This is a genomic window from Streptomyces sp. NPDC059897, from assembly GCF_042730865.1.
Lineage (GTDB): Bacteria > Actinomycetota > Actinomycetes > Streptomycetales > Streptomycetaceae > Streptomyces.
Window position 1 is genome coordinate 49,352 of sequence record NZ_JBHWKQ010000043.1, and the last position, 19,876, is coordinate 69,227.

Annotated in this window: 14 protein-coding genes; 10 read left to right on the plus strand and 4 right to left on the minus strand. The window is 71.0% G+C overall.

The genetic code is table 11. The features are described from left to right. Nucleotides 1-22: 22 nt before the first annotated feature. The gene (locus ACFV9W_RS32545) at nt 23-2,206 is read left to right on the plus strand and encodes a 3-hydroxyacyl-CoA dehydrogenase NAD-binding domain-containing protein (RefSeq protein ID WP_385768341.1); all 2,184 of its coding nucleotides are present in this window, start codon (nt 23-25) and stop codon (nt 2,204-2,206) included. 19 nt (nt 2,207-2,225) lie between these two features. On the opposite strand, the gene ACFV9W_RS32550 is transcribed toward ACFV9W_RS32545, so the two are convergent. Continuing rightward, nucleotides 2,226-2,993, minus strand: a complete 768-nt coding sequence (locus ACFV9W_RS32550; RefSeq protein WP_385768344.1) for a MerR family transcriptional regulator — start codon at nt 2,991-2,993, stop codon at nt 2,226-2,228. A gap of 284 nt (nt 2,994-3,277) precedes the next feature. Here ACFV9W_RS32550 and ACFV9W_RS32555 point away from each other — a divergent pair, with 284 nt between their 5' ends. The 3 genes from ACFV9W_RS32555 to ACFV9W_RS32565 all read left to right on the plus strand — a co-directional run bounded on the left by ACFV9W_RS32555 (nt 3,278) and on the right by ACFV9W_RS32565 (nt 6,032). Then, the gene (locus tag ACFV9W_RS32555) at nt 3,278-4,750 is read left to right on the plus strand and encodes an amino acid permease (RefSeq protein ID WP_385768347.1); all 1,473 of its coding nucleotides are present in this window, start codon (nt 3,278-3,280) and stop codon (nt 4,748-4,750) included. Between the two features lie 77 nt (nt 4,751-4,827). Continuing rightward, on the plus strand, nt 4,828-5,127 hold the full coding sequence (locus ACFV9W_RS32560) for a hypothetical protein (protein WP_385768350.1): 300 nt from the start codon (nt 4,828-4,830) through the stop codon (nt 5,125-5,127). 47 nt (nt 5,128-5,174) lie between these two features. After that, nucleotides 5,175-6,032: an oxygenase MpaB family protein gene (locus ACFV9W_RS32565; protein ID WP_385768353.1), complete on the plus strand. Its 858-nt coding sequence runs from the start codon at nt 5,175-5,177 to the stop codon at nt 6,030-6,032. Between the two features lie 72 nt (nt 6,033-6,104). Here ACFV9W_RS32565 and ACFV9W_RS32570 read toward each other — a convergent pair whose 3' ends face one another. Further along, nucleotides 6,105-6,752 carry a TetR/AcrR family transcriptional regulator gene (locus ACFV9W_RS32570; RefSeq protein WP_385768388.1) on the minus strand — a complete coding sequence of 216 codons (648 nt, stop codon included), beginning with the start codon at nt 6,750-6,752 and terminating at the stop codon, nt 6,105-6,107. A 207-nt stretch (nt 6,753-6,959) separates the two neighbouring features. On the opposite strand from ACFV9W_RS32570, the gene ACFV9W_RS32575 reads away from it, so the two are divergent. Then, entirely contained in the window at nt 6,960-8,420 is a 1,461-nt protein-coding gene (locus ACFV9W_RS32575; RefSeq protein ID WP_385768356.1) for an MFS transporter, read from the plus strand. 36 nt (nt 8,421-8,456) lie between these two features. Here ACFV9W_RS32575 and ACFV9W_RS32580 read toward each other — a convergent pair whose 3' ends face one another. Next, nucleotides 8,457-9,932 carry a M1 family metallopeptidase gene (locus ACFV9W_RS32580; RefSeq protein WP_385768359.1) on the minus strand — a complete coding sequence of 492 codons (1,476 nt, stop codon included), beginning with the start codon at nt 9,930-9,932 and terminating at the stop codon, nt 8,457-8,459. A gap of 227 nt (nt 9,933-10,159) precedes the next feature. Here ACFV9W_RS32580 and ACFV9W_RS32585 point away from each other — a divergent pair, with 227 nt between their 5' ends. From ACFV9W_RS32585 to ACFV9W_RS32595, 3 genes are all read left to right on the plus strand, one after another. After that, nucleotides 10,160-12,145 carry a Xaa-Pro dipeptidyl-peptidase gene (locus tag ACFV9W_RS32585; protein ID WP_385768362.1) on the plus strand — a complete coding sequence of 662 codons (1,986 nt, stop codon included), beginning with the start codon at nt 10,160-10,162 and terminating at the stop codon, nt 12,143-12,145. Beyond that, on the plus strand, nt 12,142-13,446 hold the full coding sequence (locus ACFV9W_RS32590; RefSeq protein ID WP_385768365.1) for a M14 family metallocarboxypeptidase: 1,305 nt from the start codon (nt 12,142-12,144) through the stop codon (nt 13,444-13,446). The genes ACFV9W_RS32585 and ACFV9W_RS32590 overlap by 4 nt, the downstream gene beginning before the upstream one ends. Nucleotides 13,447-13,572: 126 nt before the next feature. After that, complete coding sequence (locus tag ACFV9W_RS32595) at nt 13,573-15,201, plus strand: BCCT family transporter (RefSeq protein ID WP_385768368.1); 1,629 nt, start codon at nt 13,573-13,575, stop codon at nt 15,199-15,201. Nucleotides 15,202-15,273: 72 nt separating this feature from the next. Here ACFV9W_RS32595 and ACFV9W_RS32600 read toward each other — a convergent pair whose 3' ends face one another. Then, nucleotides 15,274-16,239: an NAD(P)/FAD-dependent oxidoreductase gene (locus ACFV9W_RS32600; protein WP_385768370.1), complete on the minus strand. Its 966-nt coding sequence runs from the start codon at nt 16,237-16,239 to the stop codon at nt 15,274-15,276. Nucleotides 16,240-16,315: 76 nt separating this feature from the next. Here ACFV9W_RS32600 and ACFV9W_RS32605 point away from each other — a divergent pair, with 76 nt between their 5' ends. Together ACFV9W_RS32605 and ACFV9W_RS32610 are read left to right on the plus strand one after the other, a co-directional pair. Further along, nucleotides 16,316-17,356, plus strand: coding sequence for an oxidoreductase (locus tag ACFV9W_RS32605; RefSeq protein WP_385768373.1), 1,041 nt, complete (start codon nt 16,316-16,318; stop codon nt 17,354-17,356). Between the two features lie 839 nt (nt 17,357-18,195). Then, nucleotides 18,196-19,833: an ABC-F family ATP-binding cassette domain-containing protein gene (locus ACFV9W_RS32610; RefSeq protein ID WP_385768376.1), complete on the plus strand. Its 1,638-nt coding sequence runs from the start codon at nt 18,196-18,198 to the stop codon at nt 19,831-19,833. The last annotated feature ends 43 nt before the right edge of the window (nt 19,834-19,876 follow it).

Genomic DNA, 19,876 nt, shown 5'->3' on the forward strand with positions numbered 1-19,876 from the left:
ACCCCCTTACGGAGCACCCGAGATGACCGAGAGCACCACCATCCGCTGGGAGCAGGACGACACCGGCATCGTCACGCTCGTCCTCGACGACCCCAACCAGTCCGCGAACACCATGAACCAGGCGTTCAAGGACTCCATCGCCGCGATCGCCGACCGCGCGGAAGCCGAGATCGCCGCGAACCCCGACGCCATCCGCGGCATCATCTACACCTCCGCCAAGAAGACCTTCTTCGCGGGCGGTGACCTCAAGGACATGATGAAGGCGGGCCCCGAGGACGCCCAGGCCGTCTTCGAGACCGGCATCGGCATCAAGAACTCGCTGCGCCGCATCGAGACCCTCGGCAAGCCCGTCGTCGCCGCCATCAACGGCGCGGCCCTGGGCGGCGGTTACGAGATCGCGCTCGCCAGCCACCACCGCGTCGCGCTCGACGCGCCCGGCTCGAAGATCGGCCTGCCCGAGGTCACGCTCGGCCTGCTGCCCGCGGGCGGCGGCGTCACCCGCACCGTCCGCCTCATGGGCATCGCCGACGCGCTCCTCAAGGTGCTGCTCCAGGGCACCCAGTACAACCCGGAGCGCGCCCTGGAGAACGGCCTGATCCACGAGGTCGCCGCGACCCGCGAGGAGATGATCGAGAAGGCGAGGGCCTTCATCGACGCCAACCCGGAGTCGCAGCAGCCCTGGGACAAGCCCGGCTACCGCATCCCCGGCGGCACCCCGGCCAGCCCCAAGCTCGCCGCGAACCTGCCCGCCTTCCCCGCCAACCTGAAGAAGCAGGTCAACGGCGCCCCGTACCCCGCCCCGCGCAACATCCTCGCGGCGGCCGTCGAGGGCTCCCAGGTCGACTTCGAGAACGCCCTCGCGATCGAGGCCCGCTACTTCACCGAGCTGGTCACCGGCCAGACCGCGAAGAACATGATCCAGGCGTTCTTCTTCGACCTCCAGGCCGTGAACTCGGGCGCCAACCGGCCCAAGGGCATCGAGCCCCGCAAGGTGCGGAAGGTCGCCGTCCTCGGCGCAGGCATGATGGGCGCCGGCATCGCCTACTCGTGCGCCCGCGCCGGCATCGAGGTCGTCCTCAAGGACGTCACCGACGAGGCCGCCGCCAAGGGCAAGGCGTACTCCGAGAAGCTGTGCGCGAAGGCCGTCAAGCGCGGCCGCACCACGCAGGAGAAGGCGGACGCGCTGCTCGCCCGCATCACCCCGGCCTCCGACCCGCAGGCCGTGGCCGGCTGCGACGCCGTCATCGAGGCCGTCTTCGAGGACCCGTCGCTCAAGCACAAGGTGTTCCAGGAGATCCAGGACATCGTCGCCCCCGACGCGCTGCTCTGCTCCAACACCTCGACGCTGCCGATCACCACCCTCGCCGAGGGCGTCGAGCGCCAGGACGACTTCATCGGCCTGCACTTCTTCTCGCCCGTCGACAAGATGCCGCTCGTCGAGATCATCAAGGGCGGGCGCACCGGCGACGAGGCCCTGGCCCGCGCCTTCGACCTCGTACGGCAGATCAACAAGACGCCGATCGTCGTCAACGACTCGCGCGGCTTCTTCACCTCGCGCGTCATCGGGCACTTCATCAACGAGGGCGTCGCCATGGTCGGTGAGGGCGTCGAGCCCGCGTCGGTCGAGCAGGCGGCGGGCCAGGCCGGCTACCCGGCCAAGGTGCTCTCCCTCATGGACGAGCTGACCCTCACCCTGCCCCGCAAGATCCGCGAGGAGACGAAGGCCGCGATCGTCGAGGCCGGCGGCACCTGGGAGACGCACCCGGCCGAGGCCGTCATCGACCGCATGGTCGACGAGTTCGGGCGGCCTGGCCGCAGCGGGGGAGCGGGCTTCTACGAGTACGGCGAGGACGGCAAGCGGGCCCGTCTGTGGCCGGGGCTGCGCGAGCACTTCACGAAGCCGGGCACCGAGATCCCGTTCGAGGACATGAAGGAGCGGATGCTCTTCTCCGAGGCCCTCGACACGGTGCGCCTCATCGAGGAGGGCGTGCTGACCTCCGTCGCCGACGCCAACATCGGCTCCATCTTCGGCATCGGCTTCCCGGGCTGGACCGGCGGCGTGCTCCAGTACATCAACGGCTACGAGGGCGGCCTGCCCGGCTTCGTAGCCCGCTCCCGCGAGCTGGCCGGGCGCTACGGCGACCGGTTCCTGCCGCCCGCGCTGCTGGTGGAGAAGGCCGAGAAGGGCGAGACGTTCAAGGACTGACGTCCCGCGCGGGAGGTGTTCAGCGCTCGGCGCGGAACGCCTCCCGCAGCTCCTCCTTGAGCGAGCGCTGGAAGGCGGTCAGCAGCGCCTGCACCACCAGCGGCTGCATATGGGCCGACAGCGACTTCACGTCCTGCTCGGCTCTCCCCCAAGCTCTCGAACCTGCTCGAGCAGGGGGTACCCCCTTCGACACCTCGGAGTGGAACAGCCGGGCCAGCTCCTGGGCCGCGCCCCGCGAGTGCTCCACCAGCACCTCGCGCGAGGCCAGGATCGCGTCGAGCGACAGCGGTACGTCGAGCAGCTGCACGCCGAGCCGCAGCTGGCCCGTGTCGCAGCGGAACGTCTCCTCGCCGTCCTCGCTCTCGGCGCCCTCCACGGCCTCCCGCGTCAGGACGTCCATCGTGGCGAGCCGCGCCAGATGCTCCTCGGTCAGCTCCCGGCCCGCACGCTGCTCCAGCTCGCTCCTGGTCAGCGTCTCGACCGAGTCGGGGGCCCAACTCGCCACCACCGCGCGGTGGATGGCCAGGTCCTGCGCGCTCAGGTCGGCCGGCAGCTGCTCCAGATAGCGCTCGATCGCGGCGAGTGTCATGCCCTGGTGCTGAAGCTCCTCGATCAGCTCGAGCCGCGCGACGTGGTCGGGCCCGTAGTGCCCCACCCGGCGTGGCCCGATCACCGGCGGCGGCAGCAGTCCCCGCGTGCTGTAGAAGCGGATGGTGCGCACGGTGACACCGGCGCGGGCCGCCAGTTCGTCGACGGTCAGCGTGGGGGCCTGAGTGTCCGTCGTCATCTTCGCCTCTCACTGCGATCCGGGTGCAACAGTATTGCTGAGACACCGAAGTTGTGAAACCCAAAGGGCACGGTCGACGCCATATACGCCGCCTCCGGTTCCACGTCCAGAGGCGTCCCGGCATGTGAGAAGCGCCGCTATGTGATCTCCGCCACCGCATCCGGGGAGATCTTCGGGGAAGGTGCACCTCGGTCCGCACGCCGTCAGGGGCGATGCGGACCGAAGCACGTTCCGGACCCCGGCGGCCCCCACGCCGCCGGGCACCACAGAGTGGACACCCCCTCGTGAGCAAGGACGCCCTCAACACGGCCACGGACGCATCCCGCACAGATGCCTCCCAGGCGCCCGCCGACGCGGGCGACGCCGGCTACAGCAAGGCCCTCAAGAGCCGCCACATCAACATGATCGCCATCGGCGGCGCGATCGGCACCGGACTCTTCCTCGGCGCCGGCGGTCGGCTGCACGACGCGGGCCCCGCCCTCGTCTTCGCCTATCTGATCTGCGGCATCTTCGCGTACTTCGTGGTGCGCGCCCTCGGTGAGATGGTCGTCTACCGGCCCTCGTCCGGTTCCTTCGTGTCGTACGCACGCGAGTTCCTCGGCGAGAAGGGCGCCTACGTCGCCGGCTGGATGTACTTCCTGAACTGGTCGATGACGGGCATCGCCGACATCACCGCCGTCGCGCTCTACACCCAGTACTGGAGCGCCTTCACGAGCATTCCGCAGTGGGTGCTCGCGCTGATCGCGCTCGCGGTCGTGCTGTCGGTCAATCTCGTCTCGGTGAAGTACTTCGGCGAGATGGAGTTCTGGTTCTCGATCATCAAGGTGGCCACCCTCGTGGCCTTCCTGTTCGTCGGCATCTTCCTGGTCGCCACGCAGCACCCGGTCGACGGCCACACGCCAGGACTGCACATGATCACGGACAACGGCGGCTGGATGCCCAGCGGCACCATGGCCGTGGTCCTCGTGATGCAAGGCGTCGTGTTCGCGTACGCCGCCCTCGAACTGGTCGGCGTCGCGGCGGGCGAGACCGCCGAGCCGCAGAAGGTCGTCCCGCGCGCGGTGAACTCGATCATGTGGCGCGTCGGCCTGTTCTACTGCGGCTCGGTGCTGCTGCTCGCGCTGCTGCTGCCCTCCACCTCGTACACCTCGGGCGAGAGCCCGTTCGTGACGCTGTTCTCGAAGCTGGGCGTCGGCGGCGTCGGCGACATCATGAACCTGGTCGTGCTGACCGCGGCCATGTCCTCGCTGAACTCCGGTCTCTACTCCACGGGCCGCATCCTGCGCTCCATGGCCATGTCGGGCTCCGCCCCGAAGTTCACGGCCCGGATGAACAAGAACCAGGTGCCCTTCGGCGGCATCCTGCTCACCGCGGGCGTCGGCGTGCTCGGCGTCGGCCTGAACTACCTGCTGCCCGCCGAGGCGTTCGAGATCGTCATCGAGGTCTCCTCGATCGGCATCATCGGCACCTGGGTCATGATCATGGTCGCCCACCTGGCCTTCGTCCGCCGGGCCAAGCAGGGCCTGGTCGAGCGCCCGAAGTTCCGGCTGCCGTTCTCCCCGGTCACGGAGATCGTCACGATCGTCTTCCTGCTCTCCGTGCTCGGCCTCATGTGGAACGACCAGGAGACCGGCCGCAAGACGCTGATGCTCATCCCGATCGTCGCGGTCCTGCTGTTCATCGGCTGGTTCCGCGTGCGGCGCAACGTCGACCGCATCGCGACGGAGGAGCTCACGAAGGTCACCGACGGCAACTGAGCCGACCTGCTCTCTTTCCCGGGGCCCCGACGCACACGGTGCGTTGGGGCCCCGTGCCGTGCGGGTAGGACCCAGGCATGTCGCTGGTTCCCTGGGACGTACAGGTCAAGATCGGGCAGTTGGTCGCGTTCGCCGCGGCCCTGGCGACGGCGCTGATCACCTCCGCCCGCCGACGCCGCCCGCACACCGCGCCGAACCTGCCGGAACCGCCCCCGCCGCCGAGCCCGACCACGCTGCCGGCCCACGTCGTCCCCTGCCGCCAGGCCCCGGCCACCGACACGGACCTGTGCACCTGCGTCTCCGAACTGGCCTCGGACCTCGCCAAGCGCTACGCGGACGACGGCCCCCGGCCACCCGCCCCGGACGCGCATACTTGACCACAGGCCCCGCAGGCTCCGGACGCACCACGAGGAGCGGCACCCCCATGAAGCAGCACGACCCGGACCCGCCCCCGCCCCCGGTGGGCGGCATCCTCTGGGAGACGGCGGGCGACATCCGCGCCCTGCTGGCCCTGCCCGCCGCGTTCGTGCTCCAGGTCGCGCACCCCGCCGTCGGCGCGGGCGTCGACGACCACTCGGTGTTCCGCACCGACCCCTGGGGCCGCGGCGCCCGCTCGCTGACCTCGGTGATGCTCTGGGTCTACGGGGGCGCGGAGGCCGCCGAGGAGGGCCGCCGCCTGCGCCGCCTGCACCGCACGATCCAGGGCACCGACCCGCACGGCCGCCGCTACCACGCCCTCACCCCGGCCTACTACGCCTGGGTGCACGCCACTGGCTTCCCCGTCTCCCGCTACGCGCGCCGCTACTTCGCCACGCCGTTCACCGCGGAGGAGGAGCGGCGGTTCTACGCGGAGTGGCTGATGGTCGGCCGCATCCTCGGCATCCACGACCGGGACATGCCGCAGACGGTCGAGGAGTTCTGGCCGTACTACCGCAAGATGCTGGCCCAGGAGGTCGAGCGCAACGCGGTGGTGACCGAGCTGACGTCGCGCTCCCGAGCCCTGCCGCCGCCCCCGGGCCACCACCCGGTCCTGGGGCTCCTGTGGCCGCTGCTGCGCCCGGCCCTGACCCGCACGATGAGCTTCCTGTCGACGGGCCTGCTCCCGCCGGAGGCCCGCGAGGCGATCGGCCTCCCGTGGACGGCCCGCCAGGAACGCCGCCTGCGCCGGTTCGCGGTGCTGGTGCGGTGGGTGGCACCGAGGCTCCCGGAACGCTTCAGGTACCTGCCGATGGCGCGAAGGGCGCGAGCATCGGAACGCTCCGGCATTTCCAGCCCGCTCTGAGGACGAGAGCCCGCGGGGTCTGGGCAGAGCCCCGCGACCGCAACCCCGTCGCAGCGCGTCAAAGCGCCGAGGTCAGCCTCCGGCTTGAAGCCGCAACCCCGCCAACGTCAGATCCAGCGCGGCGAGGAACTGCTCCCGGTCCTCGTGCACCGCGAACTCGTCGGCGATCTCCCGCACGAACGGGAACTCCTCCGCATCCAGCTGCCGCCACGTCTCGGCGTACTGCGCGAGGTGCTCCTCCCGCTCCACCCCTCCGTCCAGCAGCCTCTCGGGAAGCTCCATCCCCAGATCGGCCGCCGTGCCGACCACCACACCCGTGATCGCCGAAACGGCGTGGAACCGCTGCCGCGTCGTGAGGTCGAGCCGCAGCGTCTGCCGGCCGAGCCTGTCGTACAGCTTCAGTGAGTTGCCCTGCACGTCGGTGTTGCGCATGAAGTACGCGGACAGCCACGGCCGGTCCACGATCGCGTCGAACAGGGCGACGGCCATCGCGCGGAGGTCGGCGATGGGGTCGTCGCTGTCCGGCCGCTCCTCCACGGCGGCCAGCACCCCGCCGATCGCGTGGTCGGTGGCGCGGTCGAGGAGCTCGTCCTTGTTCTGGACGTACCAGTAGATCGTGCCGACGCCCGTGCCGAGCCGGGCGGCGAGGGCGCGGAACGTCAGCGCGGAACCGCCGGCCTCGTCGAGCAGGGCCACGGCCGCGTTGAGCACGGCCTCCATCGAGTGCGAAGCGCGCCGGCGCCCCCTGGGGGTCGCTGCGGCGGAGGGGCGGGTCGGCGGCGGTGTCATGCCGTCCATCCAAGCACAGCTTGCCCCTCATCGAACATGGTTCTATGGTGGAACACAGTTCGAACATCGAACTATGTTCCATAAGCGAACGCCGTTCGATGCTCGGCGGTGTTCTCCCCTCGGAAAGGAGGCCAGGTCATGACTGCCACCACCGAAACCGGGCCCGTTCCCACCCGTACCTACACGTCGCTGCGGGCGGCGTGGATCCCGCTGGCCGCGCTCTGCCTGGCCTTCTTCGTCGAGATGGTCGACAACACGCTGCTCTCGATCGCGCTGCCCACCATCGGCCGCGACCTCGGCAGCGGCACGACCGCCCTGCAGTGGGTCACCGGCGCCTATTCACTGACGTTCGGCGGCCTGCTGCTCACGGCGGGGTCCATGGCCGACCGCCTGGGGCGCCGCCGCGTCCTGCTGGTCGGCCTCGCCGTCTTCGGCGTGTTGAGCCTCGCCGTCGTCGCCGTCGACTCCACCGGGCAGCTCATCGCCCTGCGGGCCGGGCTCGGCGTCGCCGCCGCGGCCATGGCCCCCATCACCAACTCGCTCGTCTTCCGGCTCTTCGACGACCAGGCGCTGCGGATGCGCGCGATGACGTTGATGATCGTCGTCGGCATGTCCGGGTTCATCCTCGGCCCGCTGCTCGGCGGCACCGCGCTCGCCCACGTGAGCTGGCAGTGGCTGCTGCTGATCAACGCGCCGATCGCGCTGATCGCGGCCATCGGCGTCCGGCTCGGCGTCGCGCCCGACCGGCGCGAGGACCTCACCGACGACAAGCTCGACCTGCCGGGCGCCGTCCTGAGCGTGCTCACCATCGGCCTGGCCTGCTACTCGCTGACCAGTGGCGTCGAGCACGGCTGGGCATCCGCGGCCACGCTCGGCTCGGTCCTGGGCGCCGCACTCGCCGGCCTCGCGTTCGTATGGCACGAGCGCCGCAGCAGGGCCCCCATGCTGGACCTCAAGATCTTCTCGAACGGCACCGTGCGCGGCGCCGCCCTCGCCCAGATCGGCACGTCCGTCGCGATGGCCGGCGTGATGTTCGGGCTGATCCTGCACTTCCAGTACGCCTACGGCTGGAGCCCGGTGAAGGCGGGCCTGGCCAACCTGCCGCTCATCCTGACCATGATCGCGGCGACCCCGCTCTCCGAGTGGCTCGCCAAGCGGTTCGGCCACCGCGTCGCCTGCCTCGTCGGCGCGGCCTGCCTGGCCGTGGCACTGGCCGGGCTCTCCTGGGGCGTCGACCACGGGTACGCGGTCATCGCGGCCTGCATGGTCGTCATGACCATCGGTCTGCGCACGGTCATGACCATCTGCGCCATCGCCCTGGTCGAGGCGATGCCGGAGAACCGCACCTCGATCGGCACCGCGCTCAACGACACCGCCCAGGAGGTCGGGACCAGCGTCGGCACCGCCGTCGTCGGCACCCTGATCGCCGCACTGGTCACCACCCAGCTGCCCGCGGGCGTCTGGAGCAGCGACCTCGTGCAGTCGTTCTTCCACGGCGAGCGCATCACCTACGCGGTGCTCGCCGTGCTCGTCGGACTGATCGCGGCGGGCGGCGCGCTCACCCTCACCGACTCGCACGCCACCGAAGAACCGGCCTGAGGCGTCCGGTGCGGGTGAGCGCTGACCCGTGGTCCGTCAGTGCTCACCGTGCACCGCGTTCGTGGCGGCGATCCGCTTCCACGACTTCGGCTGAGCCACATCGGAGGCGGCACGCGCGGCACCCGAGGCCGGCTTCGACGGCTGGTACAGCCACGTGTCGAACAGCCCGCCCAGCCGCTCACCGGACACCTTCTCCGCGTACGCCTGGAAGTCGGAGACGCTCGCGTTGCCGTACGCGTGCTGCTGTGGCCACCCCTTCAGGATCGCGAAGAAGTCCTTCTCGCCGACCTTGTTGCGCAGCGCCTGGACCGCCATCGCCCCACGGTCGTAGACGGCGCCGTCGAACTGGTTCTCAGGACCGGGGTCACCCGGCTTCACCGTCCAGAACGCGTCGTCCGCGGGGTGCTGCGCGTACGCGTAGTCGGCGAGCTCCTGGGCCGTGCCCTCGCCCTCCTTCTCCGACCACAGCCACTGCGCGTACCGGGCGAAGCCCTCGTTGATCCAGATGTCCTTCCAGCCGCGCACGGAGACGCTGTCGCCGTACCACTGGTGCGCCAGCTCATGGACGACGACGGACACGTTGGACCCGTTGGCGAACTGCTTGGGCGAGTAGAACGGCCGCGTCTGGGTCTCAAGCGCAAAGCTCGACGGCACGTTCGGCACATATCCGCCCAGCGCCTCGAACGGGTACTTCCCGTAGACCGACTCCAGCCACTCGGCGACCTCGGTGGTCCGCTCGATACTCGCCTTCGCCGCGCCCTCGTTCGCGCCGAGGTCCTTGCTGTACGCGTTGACGACCGGCAGCCCGTCCGCGGTCTTGTCCGTGGTGATGTCGAACTTGCCCACCGCGAGCGTGGCGAGATACGTGGCCTGCGGATGGGCCGAGCGCCAGTTGAAGCGCGTCCAGCCCAGCTTCGAACTCTGCGACTGCAACGTCCCGTTGGAGATCGCCTGCGTGCCGTCCGGCACCGCCACCGACACGTCGTACGTCGCCTTGTCGAGCGGGTGGTCGTTGGACGGGAACCACCAGGCCGCCGCCTCCGGCTCGTTCGCCGCGACGCCGCCGTCCGGGGTGCGCTGCCAGGACGTGAAGCCCCACAGCTTCACGTCGGACGGCTTGCCCGCGTACTTGACCACGACCGTGAAAGGCGTGCCCTTGGGCAGCCCGGCCGCCGGGGTCACCTCCAGCTCCTGCTCGCCGGACTTCGCGAACTTCGCCTTCTTGCCGTTCACCCGGACCTCGCTCGCCGTGAGCCCGAAGTCGAGGTCGAAGCGCGACAGGTCCTGGGTGGAGGAGGCGAGGATCGTCGCCGTGCCCTTCAACTGGTCCGTCCTCGGCTGGTACTTGAGGCGCAGGTCGTAGTGGGAGACGTCGTAGCCGCCGTTCCCGTACGTCGGGTAGTAGGGATCGCCGATGCCCGACGCCCCCGGTTCGAAGTCCGCGGCCGATGCCGGGATCGCCAGCAGCAGAGAGGCCACGAGTGCGCCGGGGGCGATGAGTCTGCGGTACACGAAAACTCCAAGTCGTAGGGGACGCCGAGCCGTTGCCGGCCGCGAACGGATCACATCCGTGGCCGACACAGCGACCCTATTCAGCACCCGGCGCCCCAGTCGTGTCCATGGCCGCACCAGCCACACGATCGTCATCTGGCCGACATGTGTCTTTCCGTCCCATGGGCCTGTCTTCCGTGCCTGCGGCCCTCTGTCGCAAGCCAGTTGACCCGTGTAGCTTCCGCGCCATGCCGATACCTGCCAGACGCAGCCACCGCAGACCGTTCCGCTGGAGAACCCTCGCGGTCGCGGTCGTCACCGCACTGCTGTCCGCCCTCGTCGGGGCAGGCGCCACCGCGTCGGCCGCCCCCGCGAAACCGACCGAGTCCAAGCCCGTGTACTCCTACGCCGACGCCGTCCGCGAGTCCGTCTGGGTCGACACCCGGCTCGACGGGGACGACGACGGGAAGAGCGACCGCGTCGCCGTCGACATCGTCCGGCCCCGCGAACCCGCGGCCCAGGGCCGCAAGGTCCCCGTGGTCATGGACGCCAGCCCGTACTACTCCTGCTGCGGGCGCGGCAACGAGAGCCAGAAGAAGACGTACGACGAGAACGGCAATGTCATCCAGATGCCGCTCTTCTACGACAACTACTTCGTGCCCCGCGGCTACGCCTTCGTCGGCGTCGACCTGCTCGGCACCAACCGCTCCGACGGCTGCGTCGACGTCGGCGGGGCCTACGACGTCGGCAGCGCGAAGGCCGTCGTCGACTGGCTGAACGGCCGCGCCAAGGGCTACACGACCAGAACCGGCACCACGAAGGCCGCCGCGGACTGGACCAACGGCCGCACCGGCATGATCGGCAAGAGCTACGACGGCACCGTCGCCAACGGCGTCGCCGCGACCGGCGTCGAGGGCCTGGAGACCATCGTGCCGATCGGCGCGATCTCCTCCTGGTACGACTACTACTTCCAGCAGGGCGCCCCGCTCTACGACTCGGGCCCCGAGTGGCTGTCCGACTACGTCGAGAGCCCGGCCGCGCGCGAGCGCTGCGCCGCCGTACAGAAACGACTTGTCGACGAAGCGCCGAGAACCGGTGACTGGACCGGCCTGTGGCAGGAGCGCGACTACGTCAAGGACGCCGACGACGTGAAGGCCAGCGTCTTCGTCGTGCACGGCATGCAGGACCTGAACGTCCGCGCCAAGCACTTCGGCCAGTGGTGGGACGCCCTCGCCAAGAACGGCGTCGACCGCAAGATCTGGCTCGCCCAGACCGGCCACGTCGACCCGTTCGACTTCCGCCGCGGCGACTGGGTCAAGACTCTGCACCGCTGGTTCGACCACGAACTCCTCGGCTACGACAACGGCATCGACCGCGAGCCGATGGCCGACATCGAGCGCGCCCCCGACCGCTGGACCACCGACAAGGTCTGGCCCCCGCGCGCCACCGACACCACCGCGCTGCGCCCCGGCAAGGGCGACGAGCCCGGCGTCGGCACGCTCGGCCTCAAGGCCGCGTCCGGCACCGAGAAGTTCACCGACAACCCGGCGCTGAGCGAGACCGACTGGGCCGCGAAGATCGACAGCCCGACCCCCGACAAGGCCGGCTTCATCAGCCGCCCGCTGGCCAAGGACCTGCGCCTGTCCGGCTCCTCGAAGGTCACGGTCACCGCGACGTCGTCGACGTCCAGCGCGCACCTGAGCGCCGTCCTCGTCGACCTGGGCCCCGCCACGATCCGCGACTACGCGGGCGCCGGTGAAGGCATCACGACCGGCACGGACCGCAGTTGCTGGGGCCCGAGCACCGGCGGCGACAGCTCCTGCTACCTGAACACGCCGACCGCGACCACCGACGTCAACTCGACGATCTTCAGCAGGGGTTGGGCCGACCTCGGCACCGCCAACAACCCGGAGCACGGCAGCCCGCTCAAGCCCGGCAAGCCGTACACCCTCACCGTGCAGCTCGCCGCGAGCGACCACGTGATCCCGAAGGGGCACCGGCTCGTCCTGATCGTCGCGGGCACCGACAAGGACCTCATCGACCCGCCGGACACCAGGCCGACGCTCACCGTCGACCTCGGCCGCACCGCGGCCCGCGTCCCCGTCGTCGGCGGCGCCCCCGCCTTCGCGGCCGCCACCTCGGGATCCGCCACCGCCACCCCCAAGTCGGCCGCGGCCGAAGGGGTCGGCCCGTACCGTCTCGACCGCCCAGTACCGGGAGGCAGCACCCGATGAGAGAACGTCCCCTGAGAGCACGTCCCCGCACCCTCGCCCTGGCGACCGCCGCCGCGGCGCTCGCCGCACCCCTCGTGGTGGCGGCCCCCGCCGGAGCGAGCGGCGACAGCACGCCGCCTCGCACCGGATTCGAGGAGACCGACGGCGCCCGCTGGACCACCCAGCCCGAGGAGAAGCAGCTCCTCGCCACCGCCGACAAGGCCTCCGGCCAGGTCTCCGTCTCCCGCATCGGAGAGACGAAACAGGGCCGCCCGCTGAACCTCGTCCGCATCGGTCAGCAGCGCACCTCCAACACCGTGCTGCTGATCTGCTCCCAGCACGGCGACGAACCCTCGGGCCGCGAGGCCTGCCTCACCAAGATCCGCGACATGGCGTACGCGAAGGACAAGGCGACCCAGCGTTTCCTGTCGCGCACCACCCTGCTCGTCGTGCCGACCGCCAACCCGGACGGCAACGCCGCCGACACCCGCGGCAACTCCGACGGCGTCGACATCAACCGCGACCACATCGCCCTCAAGACGGCGGAGGCGCGGGCGATGGCCGCCGTCATCCGCGACCGGCAGCCCGACGTCATCTACGACCTGCACGAGTACGGGGCCACCCCCAAGTACTACGACAAGGACCTGTTCGACCTCTGGCCGCGCAACCTCAACACCGACCCCGGCGTGCACGACCAGGCCGAGTCGCTCTCCCTCGACCACGTGCGGCCTGCGGCGGAGGATGCCGGTTACTCCACGGGCACGTACGGCATCTGGACCGACCCGGAGACCGGCGAGCCGATCAAGCAGACCGCGGGGGACGGGCAGGAGCGGATCCTGCGCAACGTCTCCGGCGTCAAGAACTCCGTCGGGCTGCTCATCGAGAGCCGCGTCGACCCCGGCACCCCCGCGGAGGAGGCCGACCCGGCGCTGGTCAACCAGCGGCGCCGCGACTCCCAACTGGCCGCGCTCGGCGGCCTGTTCAGCTACACCTCCGAAAACCTGGGCGCGATCGAGGCCACCACCGCGGCCGCCCGCGCCAAGGGCTTCAGGGGCAGCGGGCCGATCTACGTCGGCGGCGCCGACAACGACCCCGCCGAGGACGCGGAGATCATCAAGGATCCGCCCTGCGGATACCGGCTGAGCGGCGAGCAATACGCCGAGTTCAAGGACGAATTGGCGCTGCACGGCATCACGGTCAAGAAGTCGGGCAGTGGGGCATTCGTCCCGCTACGGCAGTCCGAACGGGCCCTGGTCGCCCTGCTCCTCGACGCGCGCGCGACCTATCATCTGACGGAAGGGAAGCCCGACACACGCTGCTGATCGGGTTACAGGAGTGTCAGGTGTGGTAGGTCGTAGTGGGTGACAAGCCCTCAGAAACCAACCAGCGATACCCCTGTCCCCGAGGACGGAGCTGCCGGCGAACGGAGCCCCGCCACGGACCGGATCGTGTTCGGCGTCACCGCCGTGCTCACTCTGGCCTTCGTGGTCTGGGGCGCCGTGGCCACGGACAACCTCGAGAGCGTCTCCAACACGCTGCTCGGCGGCCTGATGCACAACGGCGGCTGGGCGTTCGTCCTCGCCGCCACCGGCTTCGTGGTCTTCGCCCTCTGGCTCGCCATGAGCCGCTACGGGAAGATTCCCCTCGGCAAGGAGGGCGAGGAACCGGAGTTCCGCACGGTCTCCTGGATCGCGATGATGTTCAGCGCGGGCATGGGCATCGGGCTCATGTTCTACGGAGTGAGCGAGCCGCTCGCGCACTTCACGACGCCGCCGCCGGGCACCGACCCGGCCGACGACGCCCAGGCCATGGAGACCGCCATGGCCACGACCCTGTTCCACTGGACGCTGCACCCGTGGGCGATCTACGCGGTCGTCGGACTCGCCATCGCCTACAGCACGTTCCGGCGCCGCAGGCGGCAGACCATCTCGTCCGTCTTCGTGCCCCTCATCGGTGAGAAGCACGCGCACGGCACGTGGGGCCGGGTCATCGACATCCTCGCGATCTTCGCGACGCTGTTCGGCTCGGCCGCCTCCCTCGGGCTCGGCGCCCTGCAGATCGGGGCCGGGTTCGAGGCGGCCGACTGGATGGACGACGTCAGCACCGGACTGCTCGTCTCGATCATCGCGGTCCTGACCGTCGCGTTCGTCTTCTCCGCCATCTCCGGTGTGGAGAAGGGCGTCCAGTGGCTCTCGAACATCAACATGGTGCTCGCGCTGCTCCTGGTGGTCTTCGTGTTCATCGCGGGCCCGACCATCCTGAACCTGGACCTGCTGCCGACCTCGCTCGGCGCGTACCTGGACAACTTCCCGCAGCTCATCGGCCGCACCGAGGCGTCCAGCGGCAAGGGCGTCGCCGACTGGCTCAGCAGTTGGACGGTCTTCTACTGGGCCTGGTGGATCTCCTGGTCGCCGTTCGTCGGCATGTTCATCGCGCGCATCAGCAAGGGCCGGACGATCCGTCAGTTCGTCGGCGGCGTCATTCTCGTGCCCTCGACCGTCAGCCTGCTCTGGTTCGCGGTCTTCGGCGGTTCGGCGATCAGCCTCAAGGAGGGCGGCGCCCTCAAGGGGGCCGACACCCCGGAGACCCAGCTCTTCGGCGTGCTCCAGGAGTACCCGATCGCGTCCGTGACGAGCCTGCTCGTGATGATCCTCGTCGGCATCTTCTTCGTGTCCGGCGCGGACGCGGCCTCGATCGTCATGGGCACGCTCTCGCAGAAGGGCGCGCTCGAACCCGGCAAGTTCGTCGTCGTCTTCTGGGGCGTCGTGACCGGTGCGGTCGCCGCGATCATGCTGATGATCGGCAACGGCTCCGGGGACGCGCTCACCGGCCTGCAGAACCTGACGATCCTGGTGGCGGCACCGTTCGTCATCGTCATGATCGGCATGTGCTGGGCGCTCCTGCGCGACCTGCGCGCCGACCCGCTCATGGTCCGTGGCGAGATGGGCATCGAGGTCGTCGAGCAGGCGGTCGTCGCCGGCCACGAGAAGTACGGCGGCGAGTTCGAGATCCGCATCGGCCCGGGCAGCAGCCTGGAGACCGAGGGCGACCCGATCGGCAAGCACCACGAGGACTGAGACCGTACGTGTATCGGGTGGGGGCGTGGTCCGACAGGGACCACGCCCCCACCCGTTTGCCGGGTCAGCGGTTCAGCCGGCTTCGGCCAGGGCGGCCGCCTCCTCCGCGCAGCCCCACGCCACGGTCACACCGGCGCCGCCGTGGCCGTAGTTGTGCACCAGTACGCGCCCGGCGCCCTTGTCCTCGCGGTCGATGCGCACCGCCGGGCGGGCCGGGCGCAGGCCCACGCGGTGGTCGAGGACGCGGGCGCCCGCGATCTCCGGGCGTATCCCGGCGCAGCGCTTCACGATCGCCTCGGCGGTGGCCGGGTCCGGCTCCAGGGACCAGTCGTCGTCCTGCGCCGTGCCGCCGAGCAGCAGGCGCCCCGGTTGCGGCAGGAAGTACGTCGACTCGGAGGTGGGTGCGACGGACGTGAACCACGTGTCGACGCCCGGGTTCTCCACGATCACCAACTGCCCGCGCACCGGGCGCACGGAGTCGTCCGGCACGAGTTCGCGGGCCGCGAGCCCCGTGCAGTTCACGACGGTCGGCGCGGCGTCCAGCGCCTCGTCGAGCGAGGCGACCGCCCGCGCCTCCACGGCGATGCCCGCCTCGGCCAACCGCCCGCGCAGCCACGCCAGATGGACCGGCATGTCGATCAGGGGGAGGCGCGCGGAGAGCCCGGAGGGGGTGTCACGCAGGCCGGCCACTTCCGTGGCCCACGCCCCGAGCCCGTCAAGCCGCGAGTCCCCGTGCACGCCGTCGACCAGCCGCACCCCGGTCTCCTCCGACCGCCGCGCCCACTCCTCGTACCGCCGCAGCGAGCTCAGCGACCACGCGCCGACCCGCTCTATCGGGTCGATCCGGTACGGCCACCACAGCCCGCCCGCGACCGCCGACGTCGTCCGCTCGGCGACGTCCCGCGACCACACGCGCACCGCTCGTCCGCGCCGCGCGAGCTCCAGGGCGGTGGTCATGCCGATGACCCCACCGCCCACCACGATCACGTCACTGCCGCTGCTGCCCCTGCTGCCACGCCTGTCACTGTCACTGATCATCCATGGACGCTAACGGAACCCGACGGAATGCGTCAGACCGCGCTCAGGGACGGGCGCGGGTGGGAATACTCGCCCCATGGCTGCAGACGACTGCGCGACCTTCGGCCTGGCACCGGCGATGCGCGCCGGGGGAGTCCTCGCGGACGGCGACTACCAGGTCCACCGGGACTTCGTGGACTTCATCGTCGACGGCCGCCCGCTGCTCTTCCAGCTCTCCGACCTGGACGCCGTGTCGCCGCTCGCCGCCGACATCCCGCCCGCGATCTTCGCGCACCACGTGAAGCGCCTGCTCCTGGAGGCGGAGGCGCCGCTGCCCGGCGGACGCTGCGTGATCTACGGGTGTCCGGAGTGCGAGGGCATCGAGTGCGGCGCGGTGACGGCGGTGATCGAACGGGACGGGGGTACGGAAGCCGGGGCCTACGTCTGGCGGGACTTCGCCTGGCAGACCGACGAGCAGGTCGACCTGGAGCTGAACGGCTACCACGGCATCGGCCCGTTCCGCTTCCGCGCCGAGGAGTACCGCGCGGCGCTCGGCCGGCTCCTGGACGGGCCGGGCCCGCCCGGAACCCGCCGCAGGGTCCTGCTGATCGGCGCCCGCGTCGCGGTCCTCGCCCGCCTTGCGGCGGCGCTGCGCACCATCGGCGTCGGCGCGGACATCACCCAGGACGCGTCCGGCGTACCGCCCGAGGAACTGCGATCGTACGGGGCGGTGGCCTTCGGCCGGGCGGTGGAGGAGCCCCAACGGGCAGCGGTACGCGCGGAGTTCGACCGTGCCGGGGCCGACGTCGCGTATGTCGACGGCTACGCGCCGATCATCCCGCTCCTCGTCGCCCAGATCGAAAGCGCCCTGGACCGCGTCCCGTCGAGGCAGCGCCGCCTGACCCGCCTGGTCGCCGCCGACGGCGAGGCAGGCGTGGAGGTCACCTCCACGTGCCGCGTCCGCATCACGTCCTACCGTCTCGACCGCCTCTACCGCACCCACACCCACGAGGTCTTCGACGCCCTCCTGCAACCGGGCCGCCACCGCATCTCCCTCGACAACAGGGCGACACGCGGCCAGTCCTTCCTGGTGGCCCGCACGACGGGGAGCGTGCTGGTGGCTCGGATGGAACGGTGACGGGGCGGTCCCCGCGGGGCCGGGCGATGTGGGCGGCCGGGGCCGACGTGGGCCGGAGCCGCGTAGTCAGGTCGGTGTGCCCCGGGCCCCGCCCCTGCCGACGTCGACCACCCAGGCTCCCCCCCCGGCTCATCTCCCACCCACCCGCCCCCTCCGGGGGCATCGGCCTCACGGGGAGCCACCACCACCTGCGCCGATCCACCGCCGAGCCCGGCGTCCCGCTGCGGTCATCCGCCCCTGGGCCGGCTTCCCACCCATCGCGGCCATCCGCCCGGCTACCCTGGACACTCTGCCGGGGCTACGCTCCCGGCCTGCTGCGGTCGACCGCCCCCGCGTTGGGCACTCTGCCGCAGCTACGCTCCCCACTCCGCTGCGGTCCACCGCCCTCGCCTTGGGCACTCTGCCGCAGCTACGCTCCCCACCCTGCTGCGGTCGACCGCCACCGCCTTGGGCAGAGGCTCCGGGCCGTCTCCCCACCCGCTGCGGTCCACCGCCCCCGCCTTGGGCAATCTGCCGCAGCCACGCTCCCCGCCCCGCTGCGGTCCACCCGCCCCCGCCTTGGGCAATCTGCCGCCTTGGGCGGCAGGGTGGGCAAGGCGGCGCCCGGTGCCGCGTGCCCATGACGGTGGGCGCCGGCCCCGGTGCAGCTCGGGCTCCGCGGTGTCGCGCAATGGAAACGGTGGGCGCCGGCCCCGGTGCAGCTCGGGCTCCGCGGTGTCGCGCAACGGAAACGGTGGGCACCGCGCCGGTGCAGCTCAGGCATCGCGGTGTCGCGCAACCGAAACGACCGCCTCAGCCCGGCGCAGCCAACCGCACCGCCGACTAGGATCACCCCCCTGATGACTGCAACGCTCGTAGCCAAGAACCTCGCCGCAGGGCACGGTGACCGCACCCTCTTCTCCGGTCTCGACCTCGTCGTCGCCCCCGGCGACGTAATCGGACTCGTCGGCGCCAACGGAGCCGGAAAGTCCACGCTCCTGCGCCTCCTCGCCGCCCTCACCACCCCCGAGGAAGGAGACGTCCGGCTCTCCCCGCCGACCGCCACCGTCGGCCACCTCCCGCAGGAGCCCGACCGCCGCCCCGGTGAGACGGTCCGCGAGTTCCTGGCCCGCCGCACCGGCGTCACCGAGGCGCAGCGCACCATGGACGAGGCCACGCAGGGCCTCGTCGACGGCGCGCCCGGCGCCGACGACGCGTACGCCACGAGCCTGGAGCGCTGGCTGGACCTGGGCGGCGCCGACCTGGACGAGCGCGCCGAGGAGGTCGCGGAGCAGCTCGGCCTGGACGTCGGCCTCGACCAGGCGATGACGTCCCTGTCCGGCGGCCAGGCGGCCCGCGCGGGACTCGCCTCCCTCCTCCTGTCCCGCTACGACGTCTTCCTCCTCGACGAGCCGACCAACGACCTCGACCTCGAAGGCCTGGACCGCCTGGAGGCGTTCGTGCGCGGCCTGCGCGCCGGCACCGTCGTCGTCAGCCACGACCGCGAGTTCCTCACCCGCACCGTCACCAAGGTCCTCGAACTCGACCTCGCCCAGCAGGAGATCAACCTCTACGGGGGCGGATACGCCGCCTACCTGGAGGAGCGCGAGGTCGCGCGCCGCCACGCGCGCGAGGAGTACGAGGAGTACGCGGACAAGAAGTCGGCCCTGGAGGGCCGCGCCCAGATGCAGCGCACGTGGATGGACAAGGGCGTCAAGAACGCGCGGCGCAAGGCCACCGACAGCGACAAGCTGGGCCGCAAGTTCCGCAGCGAGGCGAGCGAGAAGCAGGCCGCGAAGGCCCGGCAGACGCAGAAGATGATCGAGCGCCTCGATGTCGTCGACGAGCCCCGCAAGGAGTGGGAGCTGCGCATGGAGATCGCGGCGGCGCCCCGCTCGGGCGCGGTCGTGGCCTCGCTGCGGGACGCCGAACTGCGGCGCGGTGACTTCTCGTTCGGCCCGGTGACGCTCCAGGTCGACTGGGCGGACCGCGTCGCGATCACCGGCGCGAACGGCTCCGGAAAGTCCACCCTGCTCGCCGCCCTGCTCGGCCGGATCCCGCTGGACTCCGGCCACGCGACGCTGGGTTCAGGGGTGGTGGTCGGCGAGGTGGACCAGGCGCGCGCCCTGTTCCACGGCCCGGAGACGCTGCTCGAAGCCTTCGGCGCCGCCGTCCCCGCCATGGAGCCGGCCGAGGTCCGCACGCTGCTCGCCAAGTTCGCCCTGAAGGCGGACCACGTCCTGCGCCCGGCGGCCACCCTCTCGCCCGGCGAACGCACCCGCGCCGCCCTCGCCCTCCTCCAGGGCCGCGGCGTCAACCTCCTGGTCCTGGACGAGCCGACGAACCATCTCGACCTCCCGGCGATCGAGCAACTGGAGTCGGCCCTGTCGACGTACGAGGGCACGCTCCTCCTGGTCACCCACGACCGCAGGATGCTGGACGCGGTGCACACGACGAGGCGCCTGGAGGTGGCCTCCGGAAAGGTCACGGAGGTCTGAGGCGCCAAGAGGGCGGGGGCCGTGCGCCCGGCCGGTCGTGGCC

What these genes read in the sequence shown, in the direction of transcription:
- ACFV9W_RS32545 (WP_385768341.1), top strand. Translation starts at nt 23, where the DNA reads ATGACCGAGAGCACCACCATCCGCTGGGAGCAGGACGACACCGGCATC.
- ACFV9W_RS32550 (WP_385768344.1), bottom strand. Translation starts at nt 2,993, where the DNA reads ATGACGACGGACACTCAGGCCCCCACGCTGACCGTCGACGAACTGGCG.
- ACFV9W_RS32560 (WP_385768350.1), top strand. Translation starts at nt 4,828, where the DNA reads ATGTCGCTGGTTCCCTGGGACGTACAGGTCAAGATCGGGCAGTTGGTC.
- ACFV9W_RS32565 (WP_385768353.1), top strand. Translation starts at nt 5,175, where the DNA reads ATGAAGCAGCACGACCCGGACCCGCCCCCGCCCCCGGTGGGCGGCATC.
- ACFV9W_RS32570 (WP_385768388.1), bottom strand. Translation starts at nt 6,752, where the DNA reads ATGGAGGCCGTGCTCAACGCGGCCGTGGCCCTGCTCGACGAGGCCGGC.
- ACFV9W_RS32575 (WP_385768356.1), top strand. Translation starts at nt 6,960, where the DNA reads ATGACTGCCACCACCGAAACCGGGCCCGTTCCCACCCGTACCTACACG.
- ACFV9W_RS32585 (WP_385768362.1), top strand. Translation starts at nt 10,160, where the DNA reads ATGCCGATACCTGCCAGACGCAGCCACCGCAGACCGTTCCGCTGGAGA.
- ACFV9W_RS32590 (WP_385768365.1), top strand. Translation starts at nt 12,142, where the DNA reads ATGAGAGAACGTCCCCTGAGAGCACGTCCCCGCACCCTCGCCCTGGCG.
- ACFV9W_RS32600 (WP_385768370.1), bottom strand. Translation starts at nt 16,239, where the DNA reads ATGATCAGTGACAGTGACAGGCGTGGCAGCAGGGGCAGCAGCGGCAGT.
- ACFV9W_RS32605 (WP_385768373.1), top strand. Translation starts at nt 16,316, where the DNA reads ATGGCTGCAGACGACTGCGCGACCTTCGGCCTGGCACCGGCGATGCGC.
- ACFV9W_RS32610 (WP_385768376.1), top strand. Translation starts at nt 18,196, where the DNA reads ATGACTGCAACGCTCGTAGCCAAGAACCTCGCCGCAGGGCACGGTGAC.